Source organism: Ruegeria sp. C11, from assembly GCF_056537725.1.
The window spans coordinates 236,595-252,631 of sequence record NZ_JBQFSB010000004.1; the positions used below are offsets into that span (position 1 = coordinate 236,595).

14 protein-coding genes are annotated in these 16,037 nt (G+C 58.8%); 2 read left to right on the forward strand and 12 right to left on the reverse strand.

What is annotated here, in order from left to right:
- The first annotated feature begins 22 nt into the window (after positions 1–22).
- Both ACR0NA_RS09860 and infB read left to right on the forward strand, forming a co-directional pair.
- Positions 23–646 carry an RNA-binding protein gene (locus tag ACR0NA_RS09860; protein WP_480450697.1) on the forward strand — a complete coding sequence of 208 codons (624 nt, stop codon included), beginning with the start codon at positions 23–25 and terminating at the stop codon, positions 644–646.
- Positions 647–654: 8 nt separating this feature from the next.
- Positions 655–3,132 (forward strand): translation initiation factor IF-2, encoded by a 2,478-nt coding sequence (infB, locus tag ACR0NA_RS09865; RefSeq protein WP_480728480.1) that lies wholly within the window; start codon positions 655–657, stop codon positions 3,130–3,132.
- A 412-nt stretch (positions 3,133–3,544) separates the two neighbouring features.
- On the opposite strand, the gene ACR0NA_RS09870 is transcribed toward infB, so the two are convergent.
- The 12 genes from ACR0NA_RS09870 to ACR0NA_RS09925 form a co-directional block, all read right to left on the reverse strand.
- A complete protein-coding gene (locus ACR0NA_RS09870) occupies positions 3,545–5,896 on the reverse strand; it encodes an oxidoreductase (protein WP_480728483.1) in 2,352 nt (783 codons plus the stop codon).
- Between the two features lie 99 nt (positions 5,897–5,995).
- Positions 5,996–6,820: an alpha/beta hydrolase gene (locus ACR0NA_RS09875; RefSeq protein WP_480728485.1), complete on the reverse strand. Its 825-nt coding sequence runs from the start codon at positions 6,818–6,820 to the stop codon at positions 5,996–5,998.
- Positions 6,821–6,823: 3 nt separating this feature from the next.
- Positions 6,824–7,711, reverse strand: coding sequence for a tryptophan 2,3-dioxygenase (locus ACR0NA_RS09880; RefSeq protein WP_480728488.1), 888 nt, complete (start codon positions 7,709–7,711; stop codon positions 6,824–6,826).
- 50 nt (positions 7,712–7,761) lie between these two features.
- Complete coding sequence (locus ACR0NA_RS09885) at positions 7,762–8,154, reverse strand: RidA family protein (protein ID WP_480728490.1); 393 nt, start codon at positions 8,152–8,154, stop codon at positions 7,762–7,764.
- Positions 8,151–8,558 carry an acyl-CoA thioesterase gene (locus tag ACR0NA_RS09890; RefSeq protein ID WP_480728493.1) on the reverse strand — a complete coding sequence of 136 codons (408 nt, stop codon included), beginning with the start codon at positions 8,556–8,558 and terminating at the stop codon, positions 8,151–8,153. Before ACR0NA_RS09890 ends, ACR0NA_RS09885 begins: the two co-directional genes overlap by 4 nt.
- A 1-nt stretch (position 8,559) precedes the next feature.
- Positions 8,560–9,249: an ABC transporter ATP-binding protein gene (locus ACR0NA_RS09895; protein WP_480728497.1), complete on the reverse strand. Its 690-nt coding sequence runs from the start codon at positions 9,247–9,249 to the stop codon at positions 8,560–8,562.
- Complete coding sequence (locus ACR0NA_RS09900) at positions 9,246–9,995, reverse strand: ABC transporter ATP-binding protein (protein ID WP_480728499.1); 750 nt, start codon at positions 9,993–9,995, stop codon at positions 9,246–9,248. Before ACR0NA_RS09900 ends, ACR0NA_RS09895 begins: the two co-directional genes overlap by 4 nt.
- Entirely contained in the window at positions 9,988–10,971 is a 984-nt protein-coding gene (locus ACR0NA_RS09905; RefSeq protein ID WP_480728501.1) for a branched-chain amino acid ABC transporter permease, read from the reverse strand. The genes ACR0NA_RS09900 and ACR0NA_RS09905 overlap by 8 nt, the downstream gene beginning before the upstream one ends.
- On the reverse strand, positions 10,968–11,888 hold the full coding sequence (locus ACR0NA_RS09910) for a branched-chain amino acid ABC transporter permease (RefSeq protein ID WP_480728502.1): 921 nt from the start codon (positions 11,886–11,888) through the stop codon (positions 10,968–10,970). Before ACR0NA_RS09910 ends, ACR0NA_RS09905 begins: the two co-directional genes overlap by 4 nt.
- Positions 11,889–11,938: 50 nt before the next feature.
- On the reverse strand, positions 11,939–13,078 hold the full coding sequence (locus ACR0NA_RS09915; RefSeq protein WP_480450683.1) for an ABC transporter substrate-binding protein: 1,140 nt from the start codon (positions 13,076–13,078) through the stop codon (positions 11,939–11,941).
- 172 nt (positions 13,079–13,250) lie between these two features.
- A complete protein-coding gene (locus ACR0NA_RS09920) occupies positions 13,251–14,873 on the reverse strand; it encodes an AMP-binding protein (RefSeq protein ID WP_480728503.1) in 1,623 nt (540 codons plus the stop codon).
- 1 nt (position 14,874) lies between these two features.
- Positions 14,875–16,035 carry an acyl-CoA dehydrogenase family protein gene (locus tag ACR0NA_RS09925; RefSeq protein ID WP_480728506.1) on the reverse strand — a complete coding sequence of 387 codons (1,161 nt, stop codon included), beginning with the start codon at positions 16,033–16,035 and terminating at the stop codon, positions 14,875–14,877.
- Between the last annotated feature and the right edge of the window lie 2 nt (positions 16,036–16,037).

A 16,037-nucleotide genomic window follows, 5' to 3' on the forward strand; every position in this document is an offset into this window, starting at 1 on the left:
TCTCAGGCCCCGGGTGGTGCAGATGGGTCGCGGCGGCGTCTCAAAGGACAAATCGGGTGGGCCCGAGCGGAAATGTATCGCCACTGGCGAGGTTCAGCCTAGATATGGTTTAATCCGCTTTGTGGCCGGGCCGGACGGTCAGGTGTATCCTGATGTTGCAGCTAAGCTGCCGGGCCGTGGCGTCTATGTGGCTGCTGATCGCACCGCCTTGCAGCGGGCCATCAGCAAAAAGCTGTTTGCCCGGGGTCTGAAGACGCAGATCACTGCACCCGAGGGGCTGGTGGATGACGTCGAACGTCAGCTTTCGCGCCGGGTCGTCGATCTGATCAGCCTTGCTCGCAAGTCGGGTGATGCGGTTGCGGGCTATGAAAAGGTCAAGACCTGGCTCGACAAGGAAGAAGCCCAGGTGTTGCTGCAGGCGGTTGACGGTTCGGGGCGCGGCAAGTCGAAACTGAGTACGCCGCACCTTGGAAAATACATCGGCTGGCTGACCGCGGATGAATTGGGCATGGCATTTGGACGCCAAACAGTGATACATGCGGCGCTGGCCTCTGGCGGACTCGCTAAACGTGTTGTAGAGGAAGCGCAGCGCCTGCGTGGCTTGCGCGAAACGGATGACGGCGGCAAGGGCCGCTCGAAAGGGTAAGAAGCTTTATGAGCGATAGTGACGGCAAAAAGACATTGGGTCTGCGTGGCGGGGCACGCCCCGGGAATGTGAAACAGAGTTTCAGCCACGGACGGACCAAGAATGTCGTGGTGGAAACCAAGCGTAAACGCGTGGTGGTCCCCAAGCCGGGGGCGGCCAAGCCGGGTGGCAGCGGATCTGCCCCGGGCGGCGATCCCTCACGCCGTCCTGCCGGGATATCCGATGCCGAAATGGCGCGCCGGTTAAAGGCGCTGCAGGCTGCCAAGGCGCGTGAGGCCGAAGAAGCCGCGCAGCGCGAGGCGGAGGAAAAGGCCCGCGAGGAAGAGCGCGCCCGTCGTCGTGCCGAGCAGGAAGCGAAAGAACGCGAGCAGCGCGAAGCTGAAGAGCGTGCACGCCAGAAGGCCGAAGAGGAAGAGCGCAAGCGCAAAGAGGCGGAAGAAGCTGCCAAACGCGCTGCTGCAGCCCCGGCGCCTGAAGAGCCCAAGGCGGCACGTGCCCCGGCCAGCAAACCTGCGCCTGCTGCTACACCGCGCAAGCAGGAGCGTGAACGCGAACAGCGTGGCCGTGGCAAAGGTCGTGATGACAACCGTCGTTCCGGCAAGCTGACACTGGGTCAGGCAACCGGTGGCGAAGGCGGTCGCCAGCGCTCGATGGCGTCGATGAAGCGCAAGCAGGAGCGTGCGCGCCAGAAAGCCATGGGTGGTCCGGTCGAGCGGGAAAAGGTTATCCGCGACGTTCAGCTCCCCGAGGCGATCATGGTGTCCGAGCTGGCCAACCGTATGGCCGAGCGTGTGGCCGATGTGGTCAAGTCGCTGATGCAGATGGGCATGATGGTCACGCAGAACCAGACTATCGACGCCGATACGGCTGAGCTGATCATCGAAGAATTCGGCCACAAAGTGACCCGCGTATCCGATTCGGATGTTGAGGACGTCATCAAAGAGGTCGAAGACAGCGAAGAAGATCTGCAGGCGCGTCCGCCGGTCATCACCATCATGGGCCACGTTGACCACGGCAAAACCTCGCTGCTGGATGCAATCCGCGATGCGCGGGTTGTTGCGGGCGAGGCCGGTGGTATCACCCAGCATATCGGCGCCTATCAGGTGAAAACCGATGGCGGCACCACGCTGACCTTCCTGGATACACCGGGTCACGCGGCCTTTACGTCGATGCGCTCGCGCGGTGCTCAGGTCACGGATATCGTGGTTCTGGTGGTTGCCGCCGATGACGCGGTGATGCCGCAGACGATCGAGGCGATCAACCACGCCAAAGCGGCTGAGGTCCCGATGATCGTGGCGATCAACAAGATCGACAAGCCTGATGCGAACCCGGACAAGGTACGCACCGATCTGCTTCAGCATGAAGTGATCGTCGAGAAAATGTCGGGTGAGGTTCAGGACGTCGAAGTGTCCGCCGTCACCGGTCAGGGTCTGGACGAGTTGCTGGAAGCCATCGCGCTGCAGGCTGAAATTCTTGAACTGAAAGCCAATCCGAACCGCGCCGCCCAAGGTGCCGTGATCGAGGCGCAGTTGGATGTGGGCCGCGGTCCCGTGGCGACCGTTCTGGTTCAGAACGGCACGCTGCATCAGGGCGATATCTTTGTTGTGGGTGAGCAGTACGGTAAGGTCCGTGCGCTGATCAACGACAAGGGCGAACGCGTAAAGGAGGCCGGTCCTTCGGTTCCGGTCGAGGTTCTGGGTCTCAACGGCACGCCCGAGGCGGGTGACGTTCTGAACGTTACTGAAACAGAAGCGCAGGCGCGTGAGATCGCGGCTTACCGCGAACAGGCGGCCAAGGACAAACGTGCCGCTGCCGGTGCTGCGACAACTCTTGAGCAACTGATGCAGAAGGCCAAGGAAGACGAAAACGTCACCGAGCTGCCGATTCTGATGAAGGCCGACGTTCAGGGTTCTGCCGAAGCGATCGTTCAGGCGATGGAGAAGATTGGCAACGACGAAGTGCGCGTACGCGTGCTGCATTCGGGCGTTGGCGCAATCACCGAGACGGATGTCGGCCTGGCCGAGGCCTCGGGTGCACCGATCTTTGGCTTCAATGTTCGTGCCAACGCATCGGCGCGGAACACCGCGAACCAGAAGGGTGTTGAGATCCGCTATTACTCGGTGATCTATGACCTCGTGGACGACGTGAAAGCCGCGGCCTCAGGCCTTCTCAGCGCCGAGATTCGCGAAAAATTCATCGGCTATGCCGAAATTCGCGAAGTCTTTAAGGTCACTGGTGTCGGCAAGGTGGCCGGCTGTCTGGTGACCGAGGGTGTTGCCCGTCGTTCGGCTGGCGTCCGCCTGCTGCGCGACAACGTGGTGATCCACGAAGGTACGCTGAAGACGCTGAAACGCTTCAAGGACGAAGTGACCGAAGTTCAGTCGGGTCAGGAATGCGGTATGGCGTTCGAGAACTACGACGATATCCGCGCAGGCGACGTGATCGAAATCTTCGAGCGTGAGGAAGTCACGCGTACGCTGGACTGATCTGCGGATAACTGGCAATAATAAAAACAGCGGCCCTTTGTGGCCGCTGTTTTTGTAAGAAAAAGGGGGATGAAAATTCATCCCCAACTTGTTCGTGAGTGGGGGTGTAACCGCTGGTTAAGCGGTTTGCTCAGAAAAGTGCAGAACATACCGGCCCATTGGCATGAGAAACCCAAGTCAATCGTCCGGAGAATTCTGAACAAAGTCCATCAGAATCGATGACACCCAACAGGTGTCGAGATTCTTCAGTGCATCACTCCTCTTTCGGGAGTTTGCATAAGACAAATATACGCCAAAACCTGAACATTTCACTTCACAATTCAGCCAAATCCAAAAAAGTGATCGTGTCTATAGGGGATATCACGCGCATAAACTCCTGTTCTGTTCACCCAGACGGTAAGTTGCATGCGGGTTACAACCCTCTGCTATGTCGACCGGGTGCGGCTTTGCGCTGCAATTCCTGTAACTTTTCACGCGTTTTTTCGGTTTCACGAAAGGCCTGTTCGCCACCACTCAGGTATTGTTTGGGCCAGAACGCATCGTTGCGCGCACCGTACCATGCGGCAGCCTGATGCGTGAAATATGGGTTCCACAGATGCGGACGCCCGATGGCCACCAGATCGGCGCGGCGGGTGTGCAGAATGGTGTTGACCTGCGCTGGTTCAGTGATCGCACCAACTGCCATGGTGGCGATTTTGGGCAGGTTTCGAACTGCTTCAGCCAGATGGGCCTGAAACATGCGGCCATATACGGGCTGCTGATCCGGGACCGTTTGCCCGGCAGAGACATCAATCAGATCACATCCTGCATCGCGGAAGGCTTCGGCAATTCCGATCAACTCAGCTTCGGTCACCCCTCCCTCTTTCCAATCGCTGCCGGACAGGCGCACGGACATCGGACGTTCGAGGGGCCAGACCTCACGCATGGCCGCAAAAACTTCCAGCGGGAAACGCAGACGGTTTTCCAGACTGCCGCCATATTCGTCCTTACGATGATTGGTCAGGGGCGACAGAAATGACGCGAGCAGATATCCGTGCGCGCAATGAAGCTCCAGCATATCGAACCCAGCACGGGCAGCACGTTGGGTGGCCTGCACAAATTCTTCCTGAATCTTCGTCATTCCAGCCCGATCCAGTTGTTCCGGCACCTGACTCTCGCCGTCAAACCACGGGATCGGTGACGCCGACACCAGCGGCCAGTTTGCGGCCGGGTCAGCTATTGGGTGGTCCATCCGTTCCCATCCCAGCTGGGTCGACCCCTTGCGCCCAGAATGGCCCAGTTGCATTGCAACCTTTGCTGCAGAATTGGCGTGGATGAAATCGACAATCTCTTTCCACCTCGCCTCATGTTCATCGGTCCACATGCCCGGGCAACCTTCGGTAATGCGCGCAGTCGGCGACGTGCAGGTCATTTCTGTGTAGATCAGCCCCATGCCTCCGGCCGCGTGGCTGCAGTAATGGACCTTGTGCCACTCGGTCGGATTGCCGTCCTTGTCCGCCGAATATTGCGCCATCGGCGACATAACCACCCGGTTACCCAATTCCATGCCCCGCAGGGTAAATTTGGAAAACATCGGGGTAGGGCGGGAAACGCGCAAATCCTCTCCGGTCTCGCGCAAGTGGCGCGCGTACCATTCATCATCCGCCTTTCGCACAAACTCGGCGTCGCGGATCAGCAGGTTGTCGTAGGTGATCGACTTGGCCCTGCACATCACCACCATGGCGAACTGATAAGGTTCCATGTCCCATGACCGGTTCATATGTTCGAACCACGCAAGCGAAACATCGGCATTGTGCTGGATAATCTGGCAGGGCGTGCGCCTCGCATCGTCATAGGCCTGAAAGGCCCTTTGTGCATCGGATTCGGCGTGTTCAATCAGCGCATCGGACAAAGCGATGGCGCATTCCATCGCCAGCTTGGTGCCCGAGCCGATCGAAAAATGTGCGCTGGCCTTGGCGTCGCCCAGAATGACGATATTGTCCACGAACCAGTTCTCGCAGAATATCCGCGGAAAGTTGCGCCAGTTCGACCGGTTCAGCAACAGGGGATGCCCCTGCAGTTCCTCGGCGAAAATCTTCTCCAGCTTGGCTTTGGACCCTTCTTCGTCAAACTCCTCAAACCCGTGGCCTTGCCACGTAGCCTCGTCCATCTCGAACACCCAGGTCGAATGGTCCTTGTCGTATTGATAACAGTGGGCGACCATCTGCCCATGTTCCGTTTCGCGGAAGAAGTAGTTGAATTCATCCATCGGACGGGTCGAGCCCATCCAGCAGAAGCGGTTCGACTTCCAGACTGTCGTCGGTTGAAAACCGTCCTCATGGTGGTTTCGGATCGCTGAATTGATGCCGTCACTGGCAACGATCACATCCGAATCCGGAAATTGAGACTTCAGGTTTCCAGCATCTATATCGGCGCCAAAGGTCATATCGACACCCAGCTCTGTGCACCGATCCTGTAAAACGCGCAGCAGGGTATGGCGTGACGTGCCGCAAAAGCCGTTTCCGGCGCATCGCATTTCCTGACCCTTGAAATGGATCGCCACGTCGTCCCAATAGGCGAACTGATCACGCATCCGGTCGAAAACCGGTTTGTCCCGGCTCAGAAACTCATCCAGCGTTTCATCCGAGAAAACGACGCCGAACCCGAACGTATCGTCGGCCTGATTGCGTTCGAATACCTCGACCTGCCAGTCCGGGCGCGCTTTTTTGGTCAAAAGCGCAGTGTAGAGTCCACCCGGACCGCCTCCGATCACCGTGATTTTCATTGCTGCCCTCCCCTGATCTCTGGCTGATGTCTACCACGTTCAGGTGATTAATTTAAGTATAAAATATTTAAGCATGCATCAACGATGCATGAATCCGGATTACCGCGCGCTCGTAAAGCTCGTGGAATGCAGGATAATGTCAAAGTGATGCAGTCCCTTTTGCAGATCGAAACTGACGGAATGGCCTGCCTTGCGCAAAAGTTCGGCGTATTCACGGCTTTGGCGGACAAACTCGGGCGTGTCTCGTTCGGCCACGGTCACCCGATAGTGCGGTCCGTGGGCTGGAAGGTTAAGAACCGGGGATAGCTCCAGAATCTCCTGTGCAGTAAGCTGTATCGGATCGTTTACCGGTGTCTGGGCAACAGGCTCCAGATCGAAGACTCCGCTGATCAGGATCACCTCCCGAACTGTCAAACCCGCTTTGTTCAACTCATCTGCAGCGGTGGCCATGACCATCGCAGCCAGATGGCCACCTGCGCTGTGACCGGAAATCGTGATGTTTGACGGATCAAATCCCAACTCGTCGGCCCTCGACGCCAGCCAGAGCAAAGCCTGACGGCATTCGGCTATCATCTCACCCAGCCGTGCATCGGGTGCGATCGTGTAGTTCAGTGTGGCAAAGGCATGCCCGCTTTCCACAATCGCCTGTGCCATCATTGCCGAGTCGCGTTGGCTCAGTGCCTGCCAGTAGCCGCCGTGAATAAACACGTGCAGTGGCGCGTCGGAATTACGGCCCGGGAAAAAATCCAGAACGTGCGTCGGTGCACTGCCATACTGCAGGTTCTCATTTACGGTCAGGCTTGCGCGGGCCTCGACGCTGAGCGCCGCATAGCTGGAAAGGTACGGGGAGATGTCACCGCCCACCATCGAACTGGGCGAATATTCCTGTACCAGTTCCTCTTGGGAAAATCCGCGATACAGCACGCCTCAGCTCTCCTGATTGTACATTAGTTCGGTTCGCATGTCGTATAAGTCGTGAAAGAACTTCAGCTCCAACGCCTTTTTCAGGAACGCCACACCGCTGGATCCGCCGGTACCAGGCTGCATTCCGATGACGCGTTCCACCGCGGTGGCATGATCGAAACGCCACCGCTGAAATAGCGATTCCACGTCCATCAGTTTCTCTGCCAGTGCATACAAATCCCAGTACTTGTCGGTGTTGCGGAACACTTCGACCCAGATCTTCACGATGCGCGGGTCGCCAGAATAGGGCTGCGCATAATCGCGATCCAAAAGGTCCGCCGGAACATCGAACCCTTGGCGGGACAACATGTGCAACACTTCGTCATACAGGGACGGTTTTGTCAGCGCCGCGTTCAGCATCTCCATGACCTCTGCATCATGTTCGTGCACTTTCAGCGTCGAGATATCCTTGTTGCCCAGAATGAACTCGATCTGCCGGTAACCGTAGCTTTGAAACCCCGACGAGTTGCCCAAGGCCGAGCGGAACGTCAGATAATCGGCGGGGGTCATCGTCAGCAGCGTTTCCCAGGCTGTAATCAGCTGTCGCTGGATCGCCTTGATCCGGTCGAGGTTCTTCATCGCCGGGCCAAAATCGTCCTGCTTAAGAAAATGACGCACCTCGACCAATTGGTGGTGCATCAGTTTCAGCCACAGCTCACTGACCTGATGGATGATGATGAACAGCATCTCATCCGGCTGGGCCGGGTCCTGAAACGTCTTTTGCAGGTTCAGCAGTGTTTTGAGCTGCAGGAAATCGCCATAGCTTTTGCGGTGCGTATCCGCGAAATCTGTGACCAACGTGTCCTCTATCCCGCGCTTGAGAAGTTTTTCTTTCTTGTCCTGATCCGCCATTTTCGTTCTCCGGTTCGCGGGCCTGTACCAGCGATGCTTTGCCTCGGGGCTTAAAGTTTCGCGGTGGCTTCGATTTCGACCACCGCCTCATCCTCGACCAGCCCCGCAACGACAACCATGGTCATCGCAGGAAAGTGCCGGCCCATAACCTTGCGGTAAACCTCGCCCACCTCGCGCTGCCGGGCCAGATATTCACGCTTGTCGGTCACGTACCAGGTCAGGCGCGTGATGTTTTCTACCGAGCCACCTGCGGCCCGGACAACCTCAACGATGTTTGACAGCGCCTGTTCCATCTGACCGATGAAATCGTGGGTTTCGAACTTCTGTTCCGCAGTCCATCCGATCTGACCGCCCACATACAGTGTGCCGTCCTCGCTGAGGATACCGTTGGCATAGCCTTTGGCGGGCACCCAGCCTTCGGGGTGGATCACCTTGTTGCTCATTGCGGGTCTCCGATCATCTTAGATATTTTTTCGTGCACGTCTTTGGGCCAGGCCTCGGACGCGAAATTCCTGATATGCACCAGTGTTGCCCGTGCGCTCAGCCGCTTTTCGCCCTCACAGGTTGCAACGATGATGAACTCGAAACTGCTGCGCCCGATCCGGTTGGGTGTCAGTGTGAAGTCCAGCCAATCCCCGTGTCGGCTGATCGCGTGAAAGGTGGTGTCGATCTGAACCGTCGGTGCGCCGGCTTCGGATTTGTGAAAATCTTCGAATGGATAGTGCAAGGCGTCAAAGAAAAATGCCTCGACACAATCGTTGATCATCTCGAAATAGCGCGGGTAGAACACGATGCCTGCGGGATCGCAGTGCTTGAACAGAACTTTCTGACGCCAGTGATAGGCCATCTCAAACCCCCAGATACCGGTCGGTTATATCAGCCGTCAGTGCGGACATCGCGCCGTGCCAGACGGTTTCGCCACGTTGCAATACCACGGCTTCATCTGCGACTTCGGCCAATTCCCGCAGTGATTTGTCCACGACCAAAATGGCCAGACCGGTTTCCCGTTTCAGCGTTGCAATGGCCGCCCAAATCTCTTGCCGAACGATCGGGGCCAGTCCTTCGGTGGCCTCGTCAAGGATCAACAGGCGCGGGTTGGTCATCAGGGCACGCCCGATCGCCAGCATTTGCTGTTCTCCGCCAGACAGTGATGCCGCAGATTGTGTGCGACGTTCTTCAAGCCGCGGGAACAGTTGCGCGATGCGTTTCAGGTCCCAATGACCCGGGCGCGCGGCAGCTGTCAGGTTTTCCTCGACGCTAAGGTTTGGGAAACACCGGCGGCCTTCCGGCACAAGCCCCAGCCCCAGACGGGCTGCTTTGTGGCTGGGCAGGCGGCGCAGGTCCTGACCGTCGAACATCAGTTCACCGCCTGCCGTGGGCAACATTCGCAGGATGGTTTTGATAGTCGTCGTCTTGCCCATCCCATTGCGCCCCATCAGGGCGACAACTGCGCCTTCGTCCACGCGCAGGCTGACCTTGAACAGGGCCTGTGACGCGCCATAGAAGGCTGAGATATTGGTCAGGTTCAGCAGGCTCATGCGTCTTCCCCCAGATAGGCGCGGCGAACTTCGGGGTGGTTTCTGATTTCGTCCACCGTTCCCGTCGCTATGACCTTGCCATAGACCAGAACGCTGATCCGGTCGGCCAAAGCAAAGACCGCATCCATGTCGTGCTCGACCAGCAGGATCGGGGCCTCATGCCGCAACTCATCCAGAAAGGTAGTCAACCGCTTCGACCCGCTGGCGCCAAGCCCGGCCATCGGTTCATCCATCACGAATGCGCGTGGGTTCAGCGTCAGCGCCACGGCGACCTCCAGCTGACGGCGCTGCCCGTGTGACAGGTCCGAGGTGCGGATGGCCGCATGTTCCAGCAACCCCACCCGCTCAAGGGCTGCCTCAGCGACATGCCGCAGGGTCTGATCACCCAGAACCGACCGGAAAAAACGAAACGGGCGGCCACTGGCCCCCAGCGCGCCCAGCATGGCGTTCTGAAGTACCGTGTCCTCCATCGCCAGTGCCGATATCTGAAAGGTGCGGCCCAGCCCCATCTGCGCGCGTTTCACCGTACCAAGTCCGGTTACGTCCTGCCCGAGGAAATGAATCGTGCCACTGTCCGGCTGCAATCCACCTGCGATCTGCTGGATCAGCGTCGACTTGCCCGCGCCATTCGGCCCGATCAGGGCATGGATTTCCCCCGGATGCAGATCCAGACTGACGTCGTTTGATGCCTTAAGCGCGCCAAAGCTTTTTGAGATGTTCCGAACTGCAAGGACAGAATCAGCCATGCTTGACCTCCTGACCAGCAAGCGTGCCGATGATGCCACCGCGTGCAAACAGGACTACGGCGAGCAGCAGAAGACCGAGATAAATGTGCCAGAACTCGGACAGATCGCCCAGAATATGCTCAAGCGCAATGAACAGGGCTGCACCGGCAACCGGACCGAACAGCCGTGCCGTACCCCCCAGAATGATAAAGATCATGATCTCACCCGAGGTTTGCCAACTGAACATCGTCGGGCTGACAAAGCGGTTCAGATCGGCGAACAGTGCACCCGCAAGGCCGGTCATCATGCCCGAAATGACAAAGGCCGTCAGGCGCAGGCGATAAGGGGTAATGCCAATGGTTTCGACCCGTTCGGGGGTCTGCCGCGCTGCGTTCAGGGCCAGACCGAAAGGCGATCTGGCCAACCGGGATGAGAACAGCAGCGCGAGCATCAGGATCACATAGGCGATCAGGAAAAACTGGATCGGGTCCAGAGTGTTGAGCCCGGGAAAGCTGTTGCGCACATAGATCGACAGCCCGTCCTCACCCCCATATGCGGGCCAGCTGATGGCGAAGTAGTAGAGCATCTGGCCAAAGGCGAGGGTGATCATGATGAAATAGACCCCCGAGGTGCGCAGCGACAGTGCACCGATCACAAGTGCGGCCAGTGCCGACGCAACGATGGCCGTCAGCCAGATCATCGGCATGGATTTTGTACCTTCGATCAGAAACGGCGATTCCATCAGGGGTGCATAGCTTTGTGCGTGGCTGGCCAGAATGCCCATCGCATAACCGCCGATGCCAAAAAACGCGGCATGGCCCAGGCTGACAAGCCCGCCAAGACCAAGCGCGATGTTCAGGCCGACACCGGCCAGCGCCAGAATTGCCACGCGCGTTGCCAGTGTGATCATGAACGGTTCGTCCGTGATATAGGCCCACAACGGAAACAGCAGCAGCCCGAGGCCCAGGGCGGTGTTGAATGTTCTCTCGCGGCTCATGCGCGTGCTCCGTAAAGGCCAGTGGGTTTCACGATCAGTACCGCAGCCATGAGGATATAGATCAGCATGGAGGCCAGCGCCGAACCGACCGCCGTGGCCGAGGCAGGATCCATGAACAGTTTGAAGGTTTCCGGCAGCAGAACGCCGCCCAACGTGTCCGTCAGCCCGACAAGTATCGATCCGACCAGCGCGCCCTTGATCGATCCGATGCCGCCGATCACGATCACGACAAAGGCTAGGATCAGCACTGGTTCCCCCATCCCGACCTGTACCGACTGAATGGCACCGACCAGGGCACCGGCCAGCCCGGCAAGTGCTGCGCCCAGAGCGAATACGATCGTGTAAAGCCGGTTGATGTCGATCCCAAGGGCCGCGATCATTTCCCTGTCACTTTCGCCCGCCCGTATCTGCACGCCCAGTCGGGTTCGGGAAATCAGCAGGAACAGCCCCAACGCGATCAACAACCCGACGGCAATGATGGTCAGACGATAGATCGGATATTCGATGCCGCCGGGCAGGGTGACGGGGCCGGAAAGCGCAGGTGGAATATTCAGATACAGCGGGAACGACCCGAACACCCATCGCGTGCCTTCGGAAAAGATCAGGATCAGTGCAAATGTCGCCAGCACCTGATCCAGATGATCGCGATTATAGAGGCGCCGGATCACCAGAACCTCAACCAGTGCCCCGGCCGCAGCGGCTGCGGCAAGGCTGGCTGCCAGCGCCAGAACGAAACTGCCGGTTGCGGCTGCGGTTGCGGCGGCCGCAAACGCGCCAATCATGAACAATGAGCCATGCGCGAGGTTGATCAACCCCATGACGCCGAACACAAGCGTCAGGCCGGCAGCCGTCAGAAACAGCATGACCCCGAATTGCAGACCGTTCAGGATCTGTTCGATCAATAGAATGAAGGACATTTCTCTACCCTGAAGGATGGCGCAGGATCAGACCCTGCGCCACCGGGTTCTTACATGCTGCACTCGCCCGCATAGGCGTCGGCGTGATCTTCCAATGCGACACCAAGAATCTTGTTGGTGAACACATCGCCTTCCTGAACCACTTCACGGACATAAATGTCCTGAATGGGGTGATGGTTCGGACCGAACTTGAAATCGCCGCGGACCGAGTCGAACTCGGCTGCTTCCAGCGCCGCGCGGAATGCGTCCTGATCCTTGACGTCGGCCTTGGCCATCGCGGACAGGATCAGGTTCGCGGTGTCAAAGCCCTGGCTCGCATAAAGCGACGGCAGGCGGCCATATTCGGCCTGAAACGCCTCGACAAAGGCCTTGTTTGCGGCATTGTCGATATCCTTGTTCCACTGGCTGGTGTTCTTCACGCCCATTGCAGCGGCACCGACGGCCTGCAGAATGCCCTGATCAAAGGAAAACGCGGGTCCGACCACTGGCAGGTCAACGCCGCTGTCGGCATATTGTTTGAGGAAGGATATCCCCATACCGCCGGGCAGGAAAAAGAACACGCTATCCGCGTCCGATGCACGGATCTGCGCGATCTCGCTGGCATAATCCTTCTGACCCAGCTTGGTATAAATCTCTCCGGCCAGATCGCCCTGATACATCCGCTTGAATCCGGCCAGCGCATCCTGCCCGGCTGGGTAGTTGGGGGCCAGGATGAAACTGTTCTTCAGTTCGGCGGAATTGGCATAGGCGCCCGCCGCCTCATGCAGGTTGTCATTCTGCCAAGCCACGTTGAAATAGTTCGGATGGCATCCCTTTCCTGCCAGCGCCGACGGGCCGGCGTTGGGCGACAGATAGAATTTGCCCTGCGCGGTGGCCGAAGGCACCACGGCCATCGCCAGATTGGACCAGATGATGCCGGTCAGGATATCCACCTTGTCGGACTGGATCATCTGATCGGCCAGTTGCACGGCGATGTCCGGTTTGCGCTGGTCGTCTTCGATGACCACTTCGATATCCGGATTGCCCGCTTGTTTCACGGCCAGCATGAACCCGTCGCGCACGTCGATGCCTAGGCCGGCCCCGCCGCCGGAAAGGGTGGTGATCATTCCGACCTTGACCGGTTCGGCCAGTGCCATACCGGCGGTCATCAGGGCGGTCGTTGCCGCCAGCAGCAAGGATTTGGTTTTCATCATTGTCTTCCCCTGTTGAAGGTCAAATGCGAAGGTTTTACGCAGCACTCTTCCAAGCGCCGTCCGGGATATCCCGCCGATCCCTTCAAATCGGACAGGTTGATTTCAAAGCACGCGAAGGTGCCTGCATCCGGCAAGCTAAAGGGTTTCTCGCAGGGTGCAACCGTTTGGATCATCTCGCATTCTCGCGCAGCTGGAACCGCTGGATCTTGCCCGTGGCTGTCTTGGGCAGCGTATCCGTAAAGACGACACTTCGCGGATACTTGTACGGTGCGATGGTTGCCTTGACGTGATCCTGCAGGGTTTTGATCGTATCTGCATCGGGGTGATGGCCCTCGGTCAAAACCACATGGGCCTCAACGACATTGCTGCGCGCCTCATCCGGCTTCGCCACCACAGCGCATTCCGCAACCGCGGGATGTGACAGCAGTGCCGCTTCGACTTCGGGGCCCGAGATGTTGTAGCCCGAGCTTTGGATCATGTCGTCGTTACGGGCGGCAAAGTGCAGGTATCCGTCGGGGTCCATGGTGAAGCTGTCGCCGGTGATGTTCCAGCCGTTCAGAACATAATCCCTCTGGCGTTCGTCGTTCAGGTATCTGCATCCTGTTGGGCCGCGAACCGCCAGACGGCCGACCGATCCCCTTGGCACTTCTTCTCCATCGTCACCTATGACTTTCGCCTGATACCCCATGACGGGCCTGCCGGTGCAGGCTGGTCGGTGGTCGGAAAAGCGGTTGGTGACAAATATATGCAGAAGTTCTGTCGCGCCGATCCCATCCAGCATCGGTTTGCCGGTCTTGGCCATCCAGTCGTCGTAGATCGGGGCGGGCAGGGTCTCACCTGCTGAAACGGCGGCGCGCAAACTGGACAGGTCGGCACCTTCCTCCATCGCGGCCAACATGGTGCGATACGCGGTGGGCGCGGTAAAACACACCGTGGCCTTATAGCTCTGAATGATTTCGATCAGGTTCGGCGGTGAAGCGTTTTCCAGCAAGGCGGCGGCTGCGCCGAACCGCAATGGAAAAATGGCCAGCCCGCCAAGACCAAAGGTGAAGGCAAGCGGGGGCGAGCCCACGAAAACGTCCTCGGGGGTCACCTTCAGCACCTCTTTGGCATATCCGTCCGCGATGATCAGCAGGTCGCGGTGAAAATGCATGGTCGCCTTTGGCGATCCGGTGGTGCCCGAGGTGAAACCCAGCAGCGCCACGTCGTCCTGACTGGTTTCCACCGCGTCGAACTGCACGGGTTTTTCCAACGCCAGCCGGTCAAGTTCGGCATCGTGGTTGGCCGTGCCGTCGAACCCGACCACGGTTTTGAGGTATCCGGAGGCTTTGGCGCAGGCGACCAGTTCATCCTTGAGACGCGTATCACACAGCGCATGGCTGATTTCTGCTTTGTCCACGATGGCAGTCAATTCGCCCGCCCGCAGCATCGGCATCGTGTTCACCACCACCGCGCCGGCCTTGGTCGCGGCCAGCCAGCAGGCCACCATCGCCGGGTTGTTGGCCGAACGGATCAGGACGCGATTACCGGGTTTGACGCCAAGGTTTTCGACCAGAACGTGCGCGATCCGGTTGCTCCAATCCGCCAGCTCTTTGTAGGTGCGTCGCCGCCCGTTGCCGATCAGCGCGGTGTGATCGCCAAAGCCCTTCTCGACCATCCTGTCGGTCAGTTCGACCGCTGCGTTCAGTTTGTCGGGATAGTCGAACCCATCCAGCAGTAGGTCGGGCCATTGATCCGCAGGTGGCAGGTTGTCCCGTGCGAATGTGTCGGTATGGGCCGAAGGTCCGAGCATGTCATCCTCCCTGATGTGCTCCAAGCGTCTGCCGTGCAATCACAACGCGCTGAACGTCCGAGGCGCCTTCGTAAATGCGCAGCGCACGAATTTCCCGATACAGTTTCTCGACGGTTTCACCGGACTTCACGCCTTCGCCGCCGAACAGCTGTACCGCCTTGTCGATGATCTGCTGGGCGTGGTCCGTGGCAAACAGCTTTGCCATCGCCGCTTCGCGCGTCACGCGGGGTGCACCTGTATCTTTGGCCCATGCCGCGCGATAAACCAGCAGCGCGGCCGCATCCACGTCCAGCGCCATGTCCGCGATATGTCCCTGCACCATTTGCAGATCAAACAGCGGCGCCCCACCGATCTGGCGAGTCGTCACCCGGCTCAGCGCCTCATCCAATGCCCGGCGCGCAAATCCCAGCGCGGCAGCGGCCACTGTAGACCGGAACACATCCAGCACCGACATGGCGATTTTGAAACCTGCGCCCGGCGCACCGATCATCGCAGTTGCGGGTATCCGGCAATCGGTAAACCGCAATGTCGCAAGCGGGTGCGGTGCGATCGTGTCCAGCCGTTCGACAACCTCGAAACCAGGCAAACCGGCAGGAACGACAAATGCGGACAGACCTTTTGCACCCGGCGCCTCGCCGGTACGGCCGAACAGGGTATAGACATCCGCAATGCCGCCATTCGAAATCCAGGTCTTTTCACCGTTGAGTACAAAATCGTTGCCGTCCCGTGTCGCTGTCATCGACGAATTCGCTACGTCGGACCCCGATTGAGGTTCAGTAAGCGCAAAGGCCGAAATCGCTTGCCCTGCACGGGTCAGCGGCAGCCATTCGGATTTCTGCCCGTCTGACCCGAAGAGCGAGATCGCCCCGGTACCCAGACCCTGCATGGCAAAGGCAAAATCCGCCAGCCCGTCATATCGCGCAAGCGTTTCGCGGATCAGACACAGGCTGCGCACATCCAGCGGGCCGCCATCAGGCGTCACCGCCGTATGCGTCAGCCAGCCATCGCGCCCAAGCGACGCGACCAGATCGCGGCACGCCTGATCCGTATCCGAATGATCGATCCCGCCCAGTTCAGCATCGGCCCACTGATCCAGCATGTCCGCCAGTTCGCGATGTCTGTCGTCAAAGAAGGGCCAATTCAGAAAGGACCGATCGGGCATGG